This window comes from Pseudomonas sp. SWRI81, assembly GCF_014268545.1.
In the GTDB taxonomy this organism is placed as follows: domain Bacteria; phylum Pseudomonadota; class Gammaproteobacteria; order Pseudomonadales; family Pseudomonadaceae; genus Aquipseudomonas; species Aquipseudomonas hamedanensis.
Map to the genome: position 1 here is coordinate 12,202 of NZ_JABWQS010000021.1, position 21,306 is coordinate 33,507.

The window sequence follows — 21,306 nt, forward strand, 5'->3', positions numbered from 1 at the left end:
AGACGTACACATCAATCAGGAGAGCACTTCACTGGCAGGCTCCGTGAGCCCTTCGTGCCACCACGCGGCGAAACTGAATACGTTGGGCGCCTTGAGCAGGGTGAAATGATTGCCCGGCCCGTACCACACCGTCAGATCAGTTACCTCCCTTCGCCATCTCTCGACCATCGCCGCTTGCTCTCGCTGATTACCGGCCGCATCCAGCGTCGGATCGTCGACCAGCGCCAGGCGCACCGGGCCGCTGTAGCGCTGGTGCGGCTGATAGACCGTGCGCAAGGCGCTGGCAAAAGTGCGAGTCGAACCGATTAGCGACTGTGGCGTAGACCGTGCCGACAGCACGCCCGCACGCACCATGCCCGCGTGCAGCAAACCCAGTTGCGTGGCGTCATCGGCGTCGGCGAACGCCTCGGCATCGATGCCCAGCGAAGTACCGGCCGACAGTTGCAGCGCCTCGATCAGCCGTTGCAGCGCCGCGGTCGCGGTGTAGGCTCTACCCATTACGCCGTTGCCGCCGGGCGACTCGCTGTCAATCAGGGTCAACGACGCCACCTCACGTCCGTCGGCCTCAAACTGCGCAGCCATGGCATGCGCTACCCAACCGCCGAACGAGTGCCCGATCAGGTGCAGCGGACCCTGCGGATAGAATTGCTCGATTGCCCGCCGGTAAAAAAGCGCCGCCGCCTCGACTTGACTGTGCGGCACCGCCCCACCTTCCAGCCCGCGCGGTTGCAGGCCGTGAATCGGCCATTGAGGGCCGAGGGCCTCGGTCAAATGAATGAACCCGGTGACGCTGTCGCCGGCCCCCGGCACGCAGAAAATCGGCGCCCGGGAGCTGTCGCCCGTTTGAATGGTCACCAGCGGTTGGTAGCCAGGCAATGCCGGCGCCTGCGCCGCTTCCAGTGCCTGGCTGATCGCCTGACCCAGGGCTTGGATATGCGGGGCTTTCATCATGCTCTGGTGGTCGCCCGGCACGTCGATGCAGCGCAGCTCGCTATCCGGCAACTCTTCGGCCCACCCCAGGGTCGGGCTGAGCTGCGCCATCGCCGCCGAGCGATGTTTCGCACGGAACACATGCAGCGGCAGGGGCAACGGACTGACCCGGTAATGTGCCAGCGCATGCCCGTGCGCCACCTCGCGATCCAGGTAATGCCAGGCCTCTGCCGCCGAAGCTGCCGCCAACTCAGGGTGCAGCAATTGCTGGCGCTGGCAACGTTCGAGCAGCTCGGCGAACGCCAGCGATTCCAGTTCGGCCTGCAACGCTGCAAGCGCGGCGAGTCCGCCCTGCCCGTCTTCGCCAAGACCGGCCCAGTGCGCGGTGCAATGCAAGAGCAATTGACGCTTGTGCACGTGCGCATCGTTCCAGCGTGCCTTGTGCGGATCGGCCAGACGCGGCACATAGCTGTCAATCAGCCCGATAAACTCGACAATTTCGTCCAGTCCGAGCAACTGCTGAGCGACCTCATAAGCCAGTACACCACCAAACGACCAACCGGCCAGTCGGTAAGGCCCATGCGGTTGTCGGGTGCGAATGATCCCGACCATGCGCCTCGCCAGGCATTCGAGCGTGCGCAACTGGGTTTGGCCGTAGTCGATGCCCGGCAGCCCGTAGATAGGAAAAGCGCCGCCGATGTGCCGGCCCAGCGCCGGAAAATACACGTCGCGGCCACTGAATTCGTGGACCAGAAACAATGGCGTGCTCTGATCACCCGCGCGCACCAGCGTCAGCCCCGGCTCAGGCTCCGGCGCAACCCCGCCATCACGTCCAGCGAGCAGCGCAGCGGCCGCTTCAACGCTGGGATGCTGGAACAGCTCGGCCAGGGTCATGGGGAGATCGGCCTGCTGCATCTGGTTGACCAGACGCACCGCCAGCAACGAATGCCCGCCCAGCTCGAAGAAGTTGTCGTGGCGACCGACCTGCTCGACCTGGAGGATTTCGCCCCACAACCCGGCGAGACGGGTTTCAAGTGCATTGCCCGGCGCCTCGTACACACGGCTGAGCAACGCCGCCTGCGTCGGTGCCGGCAAGGCCTTGCGATCGACCTTGCCATTGTTGTTCAGCGGCAACGTCTCCAGAGGCACCCACGCCGAGGGCACCATGTATTCCGGCAGCCGTGCCTGCAACAAGGCGCGCAGCGTGGCGCTTTGCAGGTCGGCATCGTCGGTAGTGAAATAGGCCACCAGGCGCGTCGGTTCCGTACCGTCACGCCGCGCCAGCACGATGGCCTCCTTGACGCCGGGGCAACCGAGCAGACGGTTTTCGATCTCGCCCAGCTCAATACGGAATCCGCGAATTTTCACCTGATCATCGTTGCGACCGATGCACTCAAGCTGCCCGGGGGCCAGCCAGCGCACCAGGTCACCGGTGCGATACATCATCGCGTCGGGCTGTGTGCTGAACGGGTCGCGCAGGAACTTCTGCGCCGTCAGTTCAGGCCGGTTCAGATACCCCAGGGCCACGCCCTGCCCGCCAATGTACAACTCACCCGTGACGCCGAACGGCACCGGTTGCTGACAGGCGTCGAGCACATACACCTGCGTATTGGAAATCGGCCCGCCGATCGACACGCTGTCGGCCTCTTCGGCGACAGTCTGCACGGCAAACGTGGTGGCGTAAGTGGTGGTTTCCGTCGGGCCATAACAGTGCACCAGACGCACGTTCGGAGCCTCGCTGCGCAACTTGCGAAACGCCGCCGGATCGCCGCGCTCACCGCCACAAAGCAGGATGCGCAAACCCTTCAAGGCGTCGGGAATCAGCTGCACATACTGGTTGAACAGGGCTGTGGTGACGAACAGGATGCTCGCGCCGCTGCGCTTGAGTTCGTCGCCGAACGCTTGCGGATCGAGCAAGGTGGCATGGTCAATGATCGCCACGCGTGCGCCATTGAGCAGCGCGCCCCAAACGTCCATGGTGCTCGCATCGAAGGCCGGGTTGGAGGCGAACGCTATACAATCCTGGCGGTTGAAATCGGCGTAGCCGTTGTTGATCACCAGCCGCGTGATCGCCCGGTGCGGCACCATCACGCCTTTTGGCATGCCGGTGGAGCCGGAGGTGTACATGATGTATGCCAGCGACTGCGCCGATTGCGGCAGATCCGGGTTATGACCGGGCTGGGCGTCGAGCTGCAGCGAGTCGAGGTCGATCCGCCGCACCGCAAAAGCCGCCGTGGCTGTGCTGCGGGTCAGCAACACAGCGGCCCGGCAATCGTCGACCATGAACGCCTGGCGATCGGCCGGCGCGTGAATATCCAGCGGCACCCAGGCCGCCGCGCATTTGCCGATCGCCAGCTGCGCGATCAGCAGGTCCAGCGAGCGCGGTAACAGGATCGCCACCGCATCGCCGGGCTTCACGCCTTCACTCAGCAGAAAATGAGCCAGTTGATTGGCCCGGCGGTTCAGCTCGGCATAGCTCAAGGTCTGTTCGCCATGTACCGCTGCGACGGCGTCGGGCTGTCGCGCGGCGTATTGTTCGAACAACCGCTGTACCGTGTCGGTGTGTGGGTATTCGCGATCGGTCGCATTGAAATCCACCAGCAAGCGCTGACGCTCCTCGTCCTGCACCAGCGGCACGTGGGCGAGCAGCGCCTGATCGTTGCTGACCATCGCTTGTAACAGCTGCTGCAGATAGCCGGCAAAACGCTGCACGGTGGCTTCATCGAACAGCGCGGTGGCGTATTCCAGCCAGCCGCCAATGCCTTCCGGGGTCTCGCCGAGGGTCAGGGTCAGGTCGAACTTGGCAAAATGACTGGGCTCGGCCACGGCTTCCAGCGTCAGCTCGCCCAAGTCCAGCGCCGGTCCGTCGCTGTTGCGCCAGTTGAACATGCTCTGGAACAGCGGGCTGTGCGCCAGGCTGCGCACCGGACGGGTAATTTCCACCACTTGTTCGAAGGGCAGGTCCTGATGCGCCTGCGCTTGCAGGGTAATCGCCTTGACCCGCGTCAGCAGCGCTTGGCCATTCAACTCGCCAGCGGTGTCGATGCGCAATGCCAGGGTGTTGACGAACAGGCCGATCATCCCCTCGACTTCGGCGCGGTTACGGTTGGCGACCGGCGATCCGATGACCACATCGGTTTGCCCGGACAAGCGCCCCAACAGCAGCGCCCACGCGCCGAGCAGCGTCATGTACAACGTCGCGCCGTGGCGCTGGCTCAAGGCCTTGAGTCCGGCGCTCAAACGCGCATCCAGTTGCAGCGCAATGCTGCTGCCGGCGTAATCCTGCTGCGCCGGGCGCGGGCGATCCGTCGGCAAGGTCAGCAAGGCCGGCACATCACGCAGGGTGCGCTGCCAGTATTCGCTCTGGCGCTGCAACACCTCGCCGCTCAACCAGCGCCGCTGCCACACCGCATAGTCGCTGTATTGCAGGGTCAACGGCGGTAACGGGTCGTCTTCACCCTGACTGAACGCCTGATACAGCGCCATCAGTTCGCGGGTCAGCACGCCCATCGACCAACCGTCAGAGATGATGTGGTGCAAGGTCAGCAGCAGCACATGGTGATCGTCGGCCAGGCGTACCAGGCGTCCGCGGATCAACGGATCGTCAAGCAGGTCGAACGGTCCTGAGGCCTCGCCCTGAATCAATGCCTGCAACGCCTCCTGCGCCTGCGGATGGTGGCGCAGATCTTCGAGACGAAGCACAAGACCACTGTCGACCGGAGCAATCAGCACCTGCGCGTCGCCATCGAGCGGCGCGAAGCGGCTGCGCAGCGTTTCGTGGCGCGCGACGATGCGGGCCAGTGCGCGTTGCAGGGCAACGTCGTCCAGGGCGCCGCGCAAGCGCAGGGCAATCGGGATGTTATAGGCGGTGTTGGCACCCTCCATCTGCGCCAGAAACCAGAAGCGCTGCTGGGAAAACGACAGCGGCAGCGCGGTGTCACGGGGCACCGGCAGAATCGGTGGTTGCGTGCAGCGCCCGGCTTCGGTCAACACCTGCGCCACTGCTGCCAGCTCGGCGTTGGCAAACAGATCGCTGAGCACCAGCTCGACGCCCAGGCGCTGCCTGACGTGCGCGACCATGCGCATGGCCAGCAGCGAATGCCCGCCGAGTTCAAAGAAATGATCCTCGCGCCCTACCCGTTCGACCTGCAGCACGTCGGCCCAGATGTCGGCCAGCGCCGTTTCCACTTCGCCCTCCGGCGCCACATAGTCGCGGACGAACAGCGCCGAGCGCTCGGGTTTCGGCAGGGCTTTGCGGTCGAGCTTGCCGTTGGCCGTGAGCGGCAATCCGTCGAGTTTGACGAAAGCGGACGGCACCATGTATTCCGGCAACTGGGTCAGCAGCAGCGCGCGCAACTGCGCCACGTCCAGCGCCTGCACTTGCGCCTGCTCGGTGAAATACGCCACCAGCCGCGACTGCCCCGGCTGATCCTCGCGGGCCAGCACTACCGCTTCCTGAATCCCGGGCAATTGGTTGAGGCGCTGCTCGATTTCGCCCGGCTCGATGCGTACGCCGCGAATCTTCACCTGGTCGTCATTGCGCCCCAGATATTCGAGCGTGCCGTCGCTGCGCCAGCGCGCCAGATCGCCGGAGCGGTACATGCGCGCCTGTGCGGCGTGGCTGAACGGATCGCAGAGGAAGCGTTCGGCAGTGAGCTGCGGCTGGTTCAGATACCCACGGGCCACGCCGCTGCCGCCAATGTACAACTCGCCGGCGACGCCAATCGGCACCGGCCGCTGTTGCGCATCGAGCAGGTACACCGTGGCATTGCTCACCGGTTTGCCAATGTGCAAGGCGTCGCCGCTGTCGATACGCCCGGAGGTGGCGACCACCGTGGTTTCGGTCGGGCCGTAATTGTTGATCACGTCGAAACGCTGGTTGCGCGAGTACTGCCGCAAGCGGTCGCCGCCGATCAGCAGCGTGCGCAAGGTCGGATGCTCCAGCTGTTGGCTGAACGCGTATTCGGCCACTGGCGTGGGCAGGAAGCTCACGTCCAGCGGTTGTGCGCGCCACCATTCAAGCAAGGCGTCGATGTCTTCACTGCCGTCGTGGGCCGGTGCGATGTGCAGGGTCGCGCCCGCGCACAGCGCCGGCCAGACTTCCCAGGCCATGGCATCGAAGCCAAACCCGGCGAGGCTTGAGGTATGGCGGCCAGCACACAAATCAAAGGCTGAGCAGTGCCAATCGATCAGGTTCGACAAGGTGCGGTGTTCGACCATGACGCCCTTGGGCAACCCGGTGGAGCCAGAGGTATAGATCACGTAAGCCAGATGCGCGGCATTGAGACTCGGCAATTGCGGGTTACCGGTGATGCCCGCCGGCCAGGTCCGCGGGTCCAGATTGAGCACTGGCACGGCCAGCATCGGCAGGCGTTCGCGCAGCTCGGTGCTGGTCAACACGGCCACGGGTGCACTGTCGCGCAGCAGATGCAGCAGGCGTTCGGCCGGGTGCGCCGGATCGACCGGCACGTAACCGGCGCCGGCCTTGAGAATCGCCAGCAGCCCGACCAGAGCCTCCAGCCCGCGTCGGCCAACGATGGCAACGCGGTCATCCGGCTGCACGCCCAGACCGATCAACTGATGCGCCAGGGCGTTGGCCTTGTGGTTCAACTCGGCAAAGGTCAGCGCCTCGCCCCCATGAACGGCCGCCAGCGCCTCCGGACGGGCCAGCACCTGCGCTTCGAAACGCTGATGAACGGGCAGCGCCGCCGGGTAATCGACCTGGCTGGCGTTGAATTCGCGCAACACTTGCTCACGCTCTGCGGCCGGCAGCACCGACAACTGGTTCAGCGGCGTCTCGGGCGCCTGTTCGAGCGCCGATAACAATTGCTCCACCGCACACAACAGGTAGGCGCAGAGACGTCCACCATCGACGGCGCTACTGGCCAGCAACGTCAGGCTGAGCCGGTCGCCGAAGTCGTCGATGCTCAGGGTCAGCGGGTAATTGGTGCGTTCTTCCGAGCGCAACACACTGATGCCTTCCCACGCGGCGAGTGCTTCGTCGCTGGCAGCGGCACTGGAGGCGCTGTGTCGATAATTGAGCAGCGTGCTGAACAACGGCGAAGAAGCGACCACACCGCTGCAGCGTTGCGCCAGCGCCAGCGGCGCATGTTCATGACGCATCAAGGTAGTCAGCCGCGCGTGGGTGGCCTTGACCGCCTCACCGACGGCGAGCGCTGCGATGTCCACACGCAACGGCAACGTGTTGATGAAGATGCCCAGCGCGCGTTCGGTGCCTTCGGCATTTTGCATGCGCCCCATCAACACGGTGCCGAAGACCACGCTCACTTGCCCGGTCAGGGCATTGAGCACTTGCCCCCAACCGAGGTGAAACAGGCTCGCCACGCTCACGCCCAGCCGCCGCGCCTGGGCCCGCAGGCGGCGATTGAGTTGCGGGTCGAGCGCCTGGCTGAACTCGACGACGTCGCTGCCGTCACCGTGCACGCCTTGCAATCCGTAGGGCAAGGTCGGCTCGTCGATGTCAGCGAGCATGTCGCGGAAAAACGCTTCGTGTTCCGCCTCGCTGATGCCGAGTCGGGCCTGCGCCACGTAATTGCGAAACGGCACGGGCGGGCCCAACCGCGCGGCGTGTCCGCACAGGCAGGCCTGCAATTCCTCGCTGACCACCGCCAGGGCCGAGTGGTCCATCGCCAGGTGATGGAACAACAGCATCGCGACGATGCGTTGTCCGCTCACATCCCGGGCATGCGCCAGGCGCAACAGCGGCGCACGGGTCACGTCGAGACGGAACTGCCTGGCGTCGAAACGGGCGTGCAACTGTGCCAGGGCATCACCGCCATCGGCTTCCAGAGTCAGTTCTTCCAGCGGCAGGCGCGCAGCGCGCATGACCACTTGCAGCGGTGTGTCGAGACCTTCCCAGACCACCGCCGTGCGCAGGATGTCGTGACGATCGATCACCGTTTGTAACGCATCGACAAATGCCTGCAAACGCTCTGCCCCGCTGAAAGCGAATTGAGCCTGCATGACATACGGATCGCCGTGTTGGGCGCTGACGTGGTGATAAAGAATGCCTTCCTGCAATGGCGTTAACGGATAGATGTCTTGCACGTTCGCAGCCCCGCCGGGGATGCCTTCGATCAGGTGATCGAGGGCGTCCTGACTCAGTTGCGTCAGGGTCAGCATCGCCGGGGTGATGTGCGTGCAACCAGGGCCGATGCCATTGGCCGGCACTTCGACCTGCCCGACACGCGCCGCCGAATACTCGCCGGCCTTGATCAACTCGATCAACGCCGCCTTGTGCTCGCGCAACGACGCCAGTAGCGCCGGATCGCTCAAGGCCTGCTTGTTGCCATTGACGCGCAACTGCTCGTCCGTGACCGTCAACTGGATGTCTCGGGCCTTGAGTGTCGCCAACAAAGGGTTCAGGTTCACAGGACGATCTCCATTCTTTCCGTGATTGCTGCATAGCCGGCCAGGGTCGGTTGTTCGAACAACGCCCGGACATCCGCCTCCAGGCCTTCCTGTTGCAGACGGCCGACCAGACTCACCGCCAGCAACGAATGCCCGCCCAATTCGAAAAAGTGGTCATGCCGCCCGACTCGTTCGACATTGAGCAATTCGCCCCACAGCCGCGCCAGCGTGATTTCCACCTCGCCGACCGGTGCCTCGTAGGGGCGCTTGTTGAGCGAATCCTGATTGGGTGCCGGCAACGCCTTGCGGTCGAGTTTGCCGTTGGGGCTGAGCGGCAGGCGCTCGAGATGGACGAACGTTGCCGGGACCATGTAGTCCGGCAAGGCGTGCAGCAATGCGGCGCGCAGGATGTCGATGTCCAGCCGCAAACCGGTGTAGTACGCCACCAGCCGCTTGTCCCCCGGCACGTCTTCACGGGCCAGCACCGCCGCTTCGTGCACGCCATCGATCCCCGTCAGGCCGGCCTGGATTTCACCGAGTTCGATGCGCAGGCCGCGAATCTTCACCTGGTCGTCATTGCGCCCCAGATACTCGATGTGGCCGTCGGCGCGATAACGGGCGATATCGCCGGTGCGGTACAGGCGCGCTTGCGCCTGCTGGCTGAACGGGTCGCTGAGGAAGCGTTCGGCACTCAGTTCGGCGCGGTTCAGATAACCACGCGCGACCTGCACGCCACCGATGTACAACTCGCCAACCACACCTTGCGGCACCGGTTGTTGCTGCGCGTCGAGGATGTACATCCGGGTGTTGGCAATCGGTTTGCCAATCGGCGTGTTATCCGGCGTGTCCTGCAGCGGCCCGGCGCAACTCCACGCGGTGACATCCACCGCCGCTTCGGTCGGGCCGTACAGGTTGTGCAACTGGCTGGCCGGTAACTGCTGTTTGAACCGCCGTACCAGGCTGCCGGGCAACGCCTCGCCACTGCACATCACCTGGCGCAGTGCGGCGCAGCGTTCGGTCTGACCGTGAGCAAGAAACACGTCGAGCATCGACGGCACGAAATGCACGGTGGTGATGTGTTCGCGCTCGATCAGCTCGCTCAGGTAGGCCGGCTCCTTGTGCCCGCCAGGACGGGCCAGGAGCAAACGCGCGCCGGTCATCAGCGGCCAGAAAAACTCCCAGACCGACACGTCGAAGCTGAATGGGGTTTTCTGCAATACGGTATCTACAGCGCTCAGTGCATAGGCGTCCTGCATCCACAGCAAGCGGTTGACCACCGCGCGGTGTTCGTTGGCGACACCCTTGGGCTGGCCGGTGGAGCCTGAGGTGTAGATCACGTAAGCCAGATGCGCCGAGGTCAGGCCGGGGACCTGCGGATTGTCCGCCGGCAAGTCGTGCCAACTGTCGTGTTCCAGATTGATCACTGGCACCGCCAGCGCACTCGCCCGCGCGGCCGTGCTGCCTTGCACCAGCACCGCCACCGGCGCGCTGTCGGCGAGCATGTAAGCAATGCGCTCGGCCGGGTAGTCCGGGTCCAGCGGGACATAAGCGCCGCCGGCCTTGAGGATAGCCAACAGGCCGACAACCATCGCCACACTGCGTTCGACACAGATCGCCACCCGCGCATCGGCCTGAACCCCAAGCCCGATCAGATGATGGGCCAGGCGGTTGGCGCGCTCGTTGAGTTGCTGGAAGTCGAGGCGCTGGTCAGCCATTTGCAATGCCGGTGCGTGCGGGGTGCGCAACACCTGGGCTTCGAACAGACCGTGCAAAGTCTGCTGCAGGTTGTAATCGACCGCCGTCGCGTTGAAGTCGAACAGCAGGCGCTGACGCTCGGCGTCCGGCAGGACCGACAACTGATTGACAGGTTGCTGCGGCGCTTGCTCCAAGGCACCGACCAGCGCTTGCAACGCGGCTTCCATATAAGTACAGATACGCAACGCACCGACCTGCGCCAAGGTCATCGCGGTGAGCCTGAAGCCTGTGCCCAGGTCATCGACGTTGAGCGTCAGCGGGTAGTTGGTGCGTTCCTCACTGCTTAAGGTCTCGATGCCTTGCCACGCCGGGTGTGCCTGGGCAGGCGTGGCGCTGCCATGCCGGTAGTTGAGCATCGCGCTGAACAGCGGCGCCGGCGCCGCAATCCGGCTGCAACGCTGGGCCAGTGCCAACGAAGCATGCTCATGCGCCAACAGGCCGGTGAGTTGCCCATGGGTAGCCCGGAGTGCCGCACGCACCGGTTGCGCGCCAAGGTCCACACGCAACGGCAAAGTATTGATGAACATGCCCAGCCCGCGATCGGCACCCGCCCCGCCCTGCATGCGCCCCATCAGTACGGTGCCGAACACCACCCGATCCTGTCCGGAGGTAGCGCCCAGCACTTGTGCCCAGGCCAGATGAAACACGCTCGCGACGCTGATGCCCATGTGCCGTGCCTGAGCGCGCAAACGCTGCGTCAGCGCGTCGGGCAGCGCCAGCGAGGCCTCTTCACAAGTACCGGACCCCGCGTTGACCTCACGCAAGCCGAACGGCAAGGTCGGCTCATCGACATCGCCAAGCATGTCGCGGAAAAACGCCTCGTGCTCCGCCTCACTGGCGCCAAGCCGCGCCTGTGCCACGTAGTTGCGATACGGCACTGGCACCGGCAGCGAACGCTGCTCGCCGCCCAGGCTGATCTGCATTTCTTCGCGCACGACTTCCAGCGCCGTGTGGTCAAGGGCGATGTGATGGAACAGCAACAGGCCGGCCACTTGCCCAGTGGCCGGGTCGCGGGCGTACAACAGCCGAATCAGTGGTGCCTCAGTGAGGTCCAGGTTGTCCACCGTCAACTGCTCGAAGGCAACTTCTTCTACCGGCAATTGAGCTTCGCGCCACACCACCTGCACGGGGACTGTCAGGCCCTGCCAGACAATCGCCGTGCGCAAGATATCGTGGCGCGCCATGACTTGCCGCAGCGCACGGGCGAACGCCTCGACACGCTCGACACTGGCGAACATCAGGCGCGAGTGCAGTACGTACGGATCGTTTTGCGCAGCCGTGATGTGGTGATAAAGAATGCCTTCCTGCAACGGCGCCAACGGGTAAATGTCCTGCACATTGGCCGCACCGCCCGGCACCGTGGCAACGATGCGGTCGAGCGTCGCCTGGTCCAGTTCAAGCAGACTGAGCATGTCCGGCGTGATGTGATCGCAGTCCGCTGCGATGCCATTGGCCGGTACCACGATTTCCCGTCCGCTGCCGACGGCTGCTGCCAGCGCTGCCAGTGTCGGCTGGTCGAACAGCACGCGCACGTCGGTGCTCAGGTCGATCTGGCGCATGCGCTCGATGACGCTGACCGCCAGCAGCGAATGCCCGCCCAGTTCAAAGAAGTTGTCGTGCCGGCCGACCTGTTCGACCTTGAGCACTTCGCTCCAGATTTGCGCCAGCGCGGTTTCCACCGAGCCTCGCGGCGCTTCGTACTGGCGGCTCAGCCAGGCGTTTTGCTCAGGCTCCGGCAAAGCCTGGCGGTCGAGTTTGCCGTTGGCGGTCAGCGGCAAACTGTCCAGCCGAACATAAGCCGCCGGCAGCAAGGCTTGCGGCAGGCGCATCTGCAGATGCTCGCGCAGGTCGTCGAGGTCCAGCGGCGCGCGGGCGGTGAACCAGGCCAGCAACTGACCGTCACGCACCTGGGCGACGGCCTCTTGCAAGGCCGGATGACTGGCGAGTGCCGCTTCGATTTCGCCCAGTTCCACACGCACGCCACGCAGCTTCACCTGATCGTCGTTGCGCCCCAGATACTCCAGCGTGCCGTCGGTACGCCACCGCACAAGGTCGCCAGTGCGGTACATGCGCGCGCCCGGTTCCTGGCTGAACGGATCGGCAAGAAAGCGTTCGGCGGTCAGTTCATCGCGGTTCAGATAGCCCCTGGCCACGCCTGCACCGGCTATGAACAACTCACCTGTGACACCCACCGGCAGTGGGTTCTGTTGCGCATCGAGAACATACGCTCTGGCATTGGCGATTGGCCGGCCGATGTGCAGTGGCTGCCCGCACTCGATGCGACCCGACGTCGCCACCACCGTGGCTTCGGTCGGGCCGTAGTTGTTGATCACGTCGAAGGTCTGGTTACGCGGGAACTGCCTGAGCTTGTCGCCACCGATCAGCAGCGTGCGCAAGGTCGGGTGGCTCAGCTCACGGCTGAACGCGTATTCAGCCACCGGCGTCGGTAGAAAACTCACCTGCAACGGTTGCGCGCGCCACCATTCGAGCAATTCATCGAGGTGTTCATTGCCGATCGCTGCCGGTGGCAAGTGCACAGTGGCGCCCACACACAACGCCGGCCAGACCTCCCAGGCCATGGCATCAAAACCGAACCCGGCAACGCTGGCGATATGGCTGCCGGCGCACAGGTCGAACGCGGCGGCGTGCCAGTGCACGAGATTTTCCAGCGTGCGGTGTTCGACCATCACCCCTTTCGGCTGGCCGGTGGAGCCTGAGGTGTAGATCACATAGGCGAGATTGTCCGCAGTCAAACCCTCGACCTCTGGGCTGTGTTCAGGCAGGTCATGCCACCGCTCATCGCCAAGATCAATCACCGGCACTTCCACAGTGCCCAGATCCACGCCCGACACCAGCAGCGCCAGCGGCGCACTGTCGGCCAGCAAATAGGCGATGCGCTCGGCCGGATGCGCCGGATCGATCGGCACATAGGCAGCGCCGGCCTTGAGTACCGCCAGCATCGCCAGCAACATATGCGGGCCACGCCGGGTGGAAATCGCCACCCGCGCGTCCGGCCTGACGCCCAGTTCGAGCAGATAATGCGCGAGACGATTGGCCTGTTGATCGAGCTGCGCATAGGTCAGCTGTTGCTCGCCGGCTTGCACCGCCACAGCCTCTGGATTGAGCAAGGCCTGCGCCTCGAACAATCGGTGCACGGTTTGCGCGGGCGGGAAAACCGTAGCGCTGGCGTTGAACTGCGTAAGCACGCGTTGACGCTCGAACGGCGGCAGGATCGCCAGGCGATCCAGCGCCTGCCCGGGGTTTTCCTCCAGCGCCGACACCAGCGCCGTCAGTGCGCACTGCATCAGTTCGCAGACCCGTTGTGCCCCCACCTCGCCAGGTGTCAGCACCGCCAGATCGAAGCCTTCGCCCAGATCGTTGATGCTCAGCGTCAGCGGATAATGGCTGCGCCCGTCGTGGGCGAGAAACTCGATCCCTTGCCACGCCACCTCAGCCGTCTGGCGCGCGGCGCTGTGACGATAGTTGAGCACTGAACTGAACAGTGGCGACGGCGCCGCGACAGCACTGCATCGCTGAGCAAGGGCCAGCGAGGCGTGTTCATGGCCGAGCAGCGCGGCCAGACGCTGATGCACATCGCGCAGTGCGGCGCCGACGCCGTGTTCAGCCACCTCCACACGCAACGGCAAGGTGTTGATGAACATGCCCAGTGCCCGGTCAGCGCCCTCACCGCCCTGCATCCGCCCAAGCAGCACGCTGCCGAACACCACGCGCGGCTGGCCGGCGGTGACCGCCAGCACCTGCGCCCAAGCCAAGTGGAACAGGCTGGCCGCGCTCACCCCGAAGCTGCGCGCCTGCGCCCGCAAGCGCTGGCTCAACTCCAGCGGCAATGTGCTGACATGCGCTTCGATATCGCGCCCATCTCCCGTGACCTCACGCAAACCGAACGGCAAGGTCGGCTCGTCGATATCGCCAAGCATTTCGCGAAAGAACGTCTCGTGTTCCTGCTCGCTGACGCCGTGGCGGGCCTGCGCCACGTAGTTGCGGTACGGTGCCGCTGCCGGCAGTGGCTCGGTATGGCCGAGCAGAGTGGCGTGCATTTCCTCCCGCACTACCTCCAGCGCAGTGTGATCGAGAGCAATGTGGTGGAACATCAGCAACGCCACGACCCGCTTGTTCACGGGATCGTCGGCATACACCAGACGCATCAGCGGTGCCTGCCCGAGGTCCAGACGCCATTGCCGGGCGACGAAGCGTGCTTGCAGTTGCGCGAGTACGTCACCGTCCGCCGACGCCAGCGCAACGGCTTCCAACGCCAACGGCGCGTGCCGCCAAACTACTTGCTGCGGGCTCGGCAGCCCCTCCCAGACCACACTGGTGCGCAAAATATCGTGTCGCGCGATCACCGTTTGCAGCGCATTGGCGAACGCGTGCAGCCGATGGATGTCGGCAAACGCCAGACTCGATTGCAGCAGATACGGGTCGCCGGCGCCGGCGCTGATGTGGTGGTAAAGAATGCCTTCCTGCAACGGCGCCAGCGGATAGATTTCCTGCACGTTGGCCGCGCCGCCCGGCACCGTGGCGACGATGCAATCGACACTGGCCTGATCCAGTTCGCTGAGGCTCACCATGTCCGCGCTGATGTAACGGCAATCGCGAGGAATGCGATTGGCCGGCACCGCAATCTCGCGCCCGCTGCCCATCGCTGCGGCCAGTGCGGCAAGGGTCGGCTGGCTGAACAGCACCCGCACATCAGCACTCAGGCCGAGCTGACGCAGGCGTTCGATCAAGCTCACGGCGAGCAGTGAATGCCCGCCCAGTTCGAAGAAATTGTCATGGCGCCCGACTCGCCCGACCTTGAGCAGATCGCTCCAGATCTGCGCCAGGGCGGTTTCCAGCGGACCTTGCGGCGCCGCATATTCATGGCTGAGCCACGCGCTCTGATCCGGCTCCGGCAAGGCTTTTCGGTCGAGTTTACCGTTAGCGGTCAGCGGCATGGCGTCGACGCGGACATAGGCGGCCGGGATCAGTGCCTCGGGCAAGCGACTCTGCAAATGATCGCGCAAGTCGGCGATATCTACCGCGCGGCGCTCGCTGAACCACGCCAGTAGCCGCCCGTCACGTACCAACACCACGACGTCTTGCACGCCGTTGTGGGTCCTCAGTGCGGCTTCGATTTCGCCGGGCTCGATGCGCACGCCACGCAGTTTGACTTGATCGTCATTGCGCCCCAGGTACTCGAGCGTACCGTCCCCGCGCCAACGCGCGACGTCGCCGGTGCGGTACAGACGCCCGTGCGGTTCATCGCTGAACGGGTCTTGCAGGAACATTTCGGAGGTCAATGCCGGGCGATTCAAATAGCCCCGTGCGACCCCGGCACCGCCGACATACACCTCCCCCGGCACACCGACCGGCACCGGTTGTTGCTGACTGTCCAGCAGATAAACTGTGCCATTGGCAATCGGCCGGCCGATGTGCAAGACCTGCCCAGCCTCGACGCGACCCGATGTTGACACCACCGTGGCTTCGGTCGGGCCGTAGTTGTTGATCACGTCGAAGGTCTGGTTACTCGGGAACTGCCTGAGCTTGTCGCCACCGATCAGCAGCGTGCGTAAAGTCGGGTGGCCCAGCTCACGGCTGAACGCGTATTCAGCCACCGGCGTCGGTAGAAAACTCACCTGCAACGGCTGCGCGCGCCACCATTCGAGCAATTCATCGAGGTGTTCATTGCCGATCGCTGCCGGTGGCAAGTGCACAGTGGCGCCCACACACAGCGCCGGCCAGACCTCCCAGGCCATGGCGTCAAAACCGAACCCGGCAACGCTGGCGGTATGGCTGCCGGCGCACAGGTCGAACGCGGCGGCGTGCCAGTGCACGAGATTTTCCAGCGTGCGATGTTCGACCATCACCCCTTTCGGCTGGCCGGTGGAGCCTGAGGTGTAGATCACGTAAGCCAGATGCGCCGGGGTCAGCGCCGGCAGTTGGGGGTTGCGCGCGGACAACTGCGCCCAGCTGTCGCTGTCCAGATCGATCAACGACACCGTGCCCAGCAGGGTGCGTGTCGACGCCTCGGCCAGCACCGCTACGGGATCGCTGTCCTGCAACAGATAGGCGATGCGCTCGCGCGGATAGGCCGGATCGACCGGCACGTAAGCGGCGCCTGCCTTGAGAATCGCCAGCAGCGCGACGAGCATCTGCGGACTGCGGCGCAAGCACACGGCGACGCGGTCATCCGGCTGTACGCCAAGGGCGATCAGGTGGTGGGCCAGGCGATTGGCGCGCTGATTCAGTTCGGCGTAACTCAAACGCTGCTCGCCCTGCACCGCCGCCCACGCCTGGGGATTGGCCAGCGCCTGCGCTTCGACCAGGCGCTGCACAGTCTGCGCCGGCGGGAACGGCTGGGCGGTGTCGTTGAAGGCAAACAACACCTTATGACGTTCGCCCGGCGAGACAATCGACAACTGTTCAACCGGCAGCGTCGGCGTGTGCTCGAGTGCGGTCACCAGACTGTGCAACGCGGTTTGCAGGTAATCGCAGACGCGCATGCCATCCACCTGCGGCACGGCCTGTACGTTCAACAAGAAACCGTCGCCCATGTCGTCAACGCTGACCACCAGTGGGTAATTGCTGCGCTCACGCGAGCAAAGAATCTCGATGCCGTCCCATTTCGCGCTGGCCGCGTCCGGCTGACTGTGGCGGTAATTGAGCAGCGTGCTGAACAGCGGCAGCGTCGCGGCGACGCCGCTGCAACGCTGGGCCAGTGACAATGAAGCCTGCTCGTGCCCAAGCAGTTGGGCCAGGCGGTCATGGGTGGCGCGCACGCTGTCCTGCACCGATTCGGCAGCGACGCTGACGCGCAGCGGCAGGGTATTGATGAACATGCCCAACGCGCGGTCCGCGCCCTCACCGCCCTGCAGGCGCCCGAGCAGCACGGTACCGAAAACCACCTCTTGCTGGCCGGACACCTGCGCCAGTACTTGTGCCCAGGCTTGATGAACCAAGCTGGCGATGCTGAGACCGAGACGCCGCGACAACGCGCGCAAACGTTGGCCGAGGCCCTCATCGACAGTCAATTGGCTGTCGACAACGGCACTGCCGTCGCCGAGCACGTCCTGCACACCGAAGGCCAGTGTGGGTTCGCTGATATCGCCGAGCATGTCGCGGAAAAACGCCGCGTGCGCCGCGTCATCGGCGCCAGCACGGGCCTGGGCCACGTAGTTGCGATACTGCACCGCTGGCGGCAAATCCTCTGTTTGCCCGTGCATCAGGTCGCTCATTTCCGCCACCAGCACTTCGAGTGCGGTGTGATCCAGGACGATGTGATGCATCAGCAGGATGCCGACCCAGCGTTGGTTGGCGCGGTCTTCGGTGTAGGCAAAACGCATCAGCGGGGCAGACTTGAGGTCGAGGCGATAGTGACGCGGATCGAAACGCGCCTGCATTTGCTCCAGCACATCGCCGGCGAGCCCGTCGGCATCGACCCGCTCAAGGGTCAGTGGCGCCTCACGCCAGACCACCTGCACCGGCTCCTCCAGCCCCTCCCAGACCACGCTGGTGCGCAGGATATCGTGCCGGGCGATCACGCTGTTCAAGGCGCGGACAAAGGTTTTGATCTGCGCCAGCCCGGCGAACGCGAACTGCGCCTGCAACACGTAGGGGTCGCCAGCGTGGGTGGCGAGGTGGTGATAGAGAATGCCGGCCTGCAACGGCGCCAGTGCGTAGATGTCCTGGACGTTGGCGACACCGCCGGGGACGCTGGCAAGCACCGTGTCGATGCCGGCCTGATCCAGATCGGCCAATGGCAGTTTATCCGGGGTGATCGACGTGCAGCCGGGTTCGATGCGATTGGCCGGTACGACATAACTCGGTGTCGCCCCAAGGGTCGCCGCCAACGCCGCCACGCTCGGTTGCCCGAACAGCACGCGCACATCGCACTGCAAGTCATGCTGGCGCATGCGTTCGATCAGCTTGACCGCCAGCAGCGAATGTCCGCCCAGTTCGAAAAAGTTGTCATGCCGGCCTACTTGTTCGACGCCGAGCAAGCGCTGCCAAATGTCCGCAATGAGATGTTCTATCGCGCCCTGCGGCGCCTCGAACCCGCGCCGTGCGAACGCATCGCTGTCGGGCGGCGGCAATGCTTTGCGGTCGAGCTTGCCGTTGGCGGTCAGCGGCAAGGCGTCGAGCCGCACGAATGCACTCGGCACCATGTAGTCCGCCAGCGAGCCGAGCAGCGTGTCGCGCAATTGCGCCACGCTCGGTTCTTCGTCATCAGCGATCCAGTACGCCACCAGTCGCGGGTCGCCGGGGCTGTCTTCACGGGCGATCACCACAGCTTCGCGCACACCGTTACAAGCCGACAGGCGCGCCTGAATCTCGCCCAGTTCGATGCGAAAGCCACGAATCTTCACCTGATCATCGTTGCGCCCCAGATAGTCGAGGCTGCCGTCGGCCGCCCAGCGCGCCAGGTCGCCGGTCTTGTACAGGCGCGCGTCGGCAGTCGCGCTGAAAGGGTTGCGAATAAACCGCTCGGCGCTCAGCTCTGGACGATTGAGATAACCGCGCGCCACGCCCGCGCCACCGACATACAACTCGCCGGTCACACCGACCGGCACCGGTTCGCATTGAGCGTCCAGCACGTAAAGCTGCAAATCGGGGATGCGCCCGCCAATCGGGCTGACGCCGACCAACTGCGCGTCAGCTGCCTGCAGCGGTCGATACGTCACGTGCACCGTGGTTTCGGTGATGCCGTACATGTTGACCAGCCGCGTACCGGCGTTGCCGACCCGGGCAAACCACGGTTTGAGCAACCCAGGCTCCAGCGCTTCGCCGCCGAAAATCACCTCGCGCAGCGAATGTTGCAGCGCGCTGCGGCCCTGCGCGGCGACTAACTGGCGGAACGCGCTGGGCGTCTGATTGAGTACCGTGACACCGCTGCGACAGAGCAACGCATAGCATTCGTCCGGGGAACGGCTGACAGTTTGCGGAACCAGCAGCAATTGCCCACCGAAGGCCAGCGCCGCCCAGATTTCCCACACCGAAAAATCGAAAGCGAACGAGTGGAACAACGCCCCGACGTCCTGCTCATTGAACTGAAACCAGTCGGCGGTCGCCGAGAACAGCCGCGCCACGTTGCGATGTTCAACCATGACCCCCTTGGGCAAACCCGTCGAGCCAGAGGTGTAAATCACGTAAGCCAGATGCGCCGACGTCAGCCCGGCAACGTGCGGATTGCCTTCGGATTCGGCGCGCAGTTGAGGGCTGTCGAGGTCGATCTGCGGCACCTCGGACGCGCCAACGCATGTGCCTGTGGCGGCTTGTATCAGCACTGCCACCGGGGCGCTGTCCTGCAACGTGAAGGCGATTCGCTCCTGCGGATACGCCGGGTCGATCGGCACATAAGCAGCGCCGGCCTTGAGCACACCGAGCAAGCCGACAATCATTTGCGGGCCCCGCTCGACACAGATCGCCACGCGTTGATCCGGACGGATACCCAGCGCCAGCAAGTGATGAGCGAGCTGATTGGCGCGGCGATTGAGTTCGCCGTAACTGAGGGTCTGCTCGTCGAAGATCAACGCAGTGGCGTCGGGCCGCGCCTGCGCATGGGCTTCGAACTGTCGATGGATCAAAGGGGTATCGGCAAAGTGTGCGAGCGGTGCGTTGACGCCATACAGCAGATGCTCGCGCTCGCTCGCCGGCAGGATACCAATACTGTGCAGCGGCGTTGGCGCGCCCGTCTGCAGTGCTTCGACCAGACCTCGCAGGGTGGTCTGCAAATAATCGGCGATCCGTTGCGCACCAAGACGGATGTCCGCCAGAGCGGTGATACGCAGATCTTCGCCCAGATCATCAATGTTGACGGTCAGCGGATAGTTAGTGCGTTCGCGAGCGCCCAATACCTGCACGCCTGGAGCGATATCAATAATCTCGGCGACTTCATCGATGCTGCTGTGACGGTAATTGAGGATTGCGCTGAACAGCGGCGTCGGCACGGCCACGGCGCTGCAGCGTTGGGCCAGCGCCAGCGAGGCTTGTTCATGGCCGAGCAACGCGGTCAGGCGGCGATGGGTCAGCAGCACGCCGGCGCGCACATCGTCCGCGCCGACATCCACCCGTAGCGGCAAGGTGTTGATGAACATCCCCAACGCGTGTTCACCACCCTCGCCGGCCGCCATCCGCCCGAGCAGTACCGTGCCGAACACCACCGCCGTACGCCCGGATAACTGGCCGAGCACCCGCGCCAACGCCAGGTGCATGACACTCGCCACGCTCACGCCCAATTGCCGCGCCTGCTCGCGCAGTGCCTGGCTCAGGGCGCCGTCGAGCATCAATGAGGCTTCTTCGATCGAGTGCCCGTCGCCCTGCACGTCCCGTAACCCGCAAGGCAGTGTCGGCTCGTCGATATCGGCAAGCATTTCGCGAAAGAACGCCTCGTGGGCCGGCTCGTTCGACCCCAGCCGCGCCCGCGCCAGGTGATCGCGATACGGCACCGCTGGAGCCACCTGCACGGTCTGCCCGAGCAAAAACGCCTGCGTCTCGCGGCGCACGACGTCCAGGGCGAGGTGATCCATGATCAGGTGATGAAACAGCAACAACGCGACCACACGGCCGTTGTCTGGATCGTTGGCGAACACCAGACGCAACAGCGGCGCTTGCTGGACATCGAGACGGAAATGTTGCGGATCATGGCGGTGCAACAGTTGCTCGAGCACGTCACCCGTGCCGCTCGGATCGAGTTCTTCGCAGTGCAACGAAGCCTTGCGCTGGACCACTTGCAGCGGTTCGTCCAGGCGCTCCCAGATAAACGAAGTGCGCAGAATGTCGTGGCGGCCAATCATCCATTGCAACGCGTCGGCGAAGGCTTGCAGACGCTCGCGGCTGTCAAAGGCGAAGCGTGCTTGCGACACGTACGGATCGCCCGCTGGTGCCGACAAATGCAGGTAGAGCATGCCCTCCTGCAGCGGCGCCAAGGGGTAGATGTCCTGCAGGTTCGCCGCACCGCCCGGCACGCCGGCGACGATGCGGTCGAGGGTGGGTTGATCCAGCGTCACCAGCGGCAGCATGTCCGGGGTGATGCGAAAGGCCGGACTCAGCCAGTCACCGTTGTGCCGGGCGACCAGCTCAAGCAGTTGCGCCTTGTGGGTGGCGAGGCTGTCCCACAACGCATCGTCCAGCGCGTCGTCACTGCCCAGAATGACCAGGTCTTCATCTTCCTGTTGAAGGCGGATCGCATGGGTGGAAATAACTGCCATCAGTTCGCTGAAATGCATGGGATAACCTGCTGTAAAGACGAGA

The 21,306-nt window shown here is 64.5% G+C and carries 2 protein-coding genes; both read right to left on the reverse strand.

Annotation, left to right across the window (positions count from 1 at the left end; translation table 11 throughout):
* Positions 1 to 15: 15 nt before the first annotated feature.
* Positions 16 to 8,322 (reverse strand): non-ribosomal peptide synthetase, encoded by an 8,307-nt coding sequence (locus HU765_RS14990; RefSeq protein ID WP_186621442.1) that lies wholly within the window; start codon positions 8,320 to 8,322, stop codon positions 16 to 18.
* Entirely contained in the window at positions 8,319 to 21,281 is a 12,963-nt protein-coding gene (locus tag HU765_RS14995; protein WP_186621443.1) for a non-ribosomal peptide synthetase, read from the reverse strand. Before HU765_RS14995 ends, HU765_RS14990 begins: the two co-directional genes overlap by 4 nt.
* Between the last annotated feature and the right edge of the window lie 25 nt (positions 21,282 to 21,306).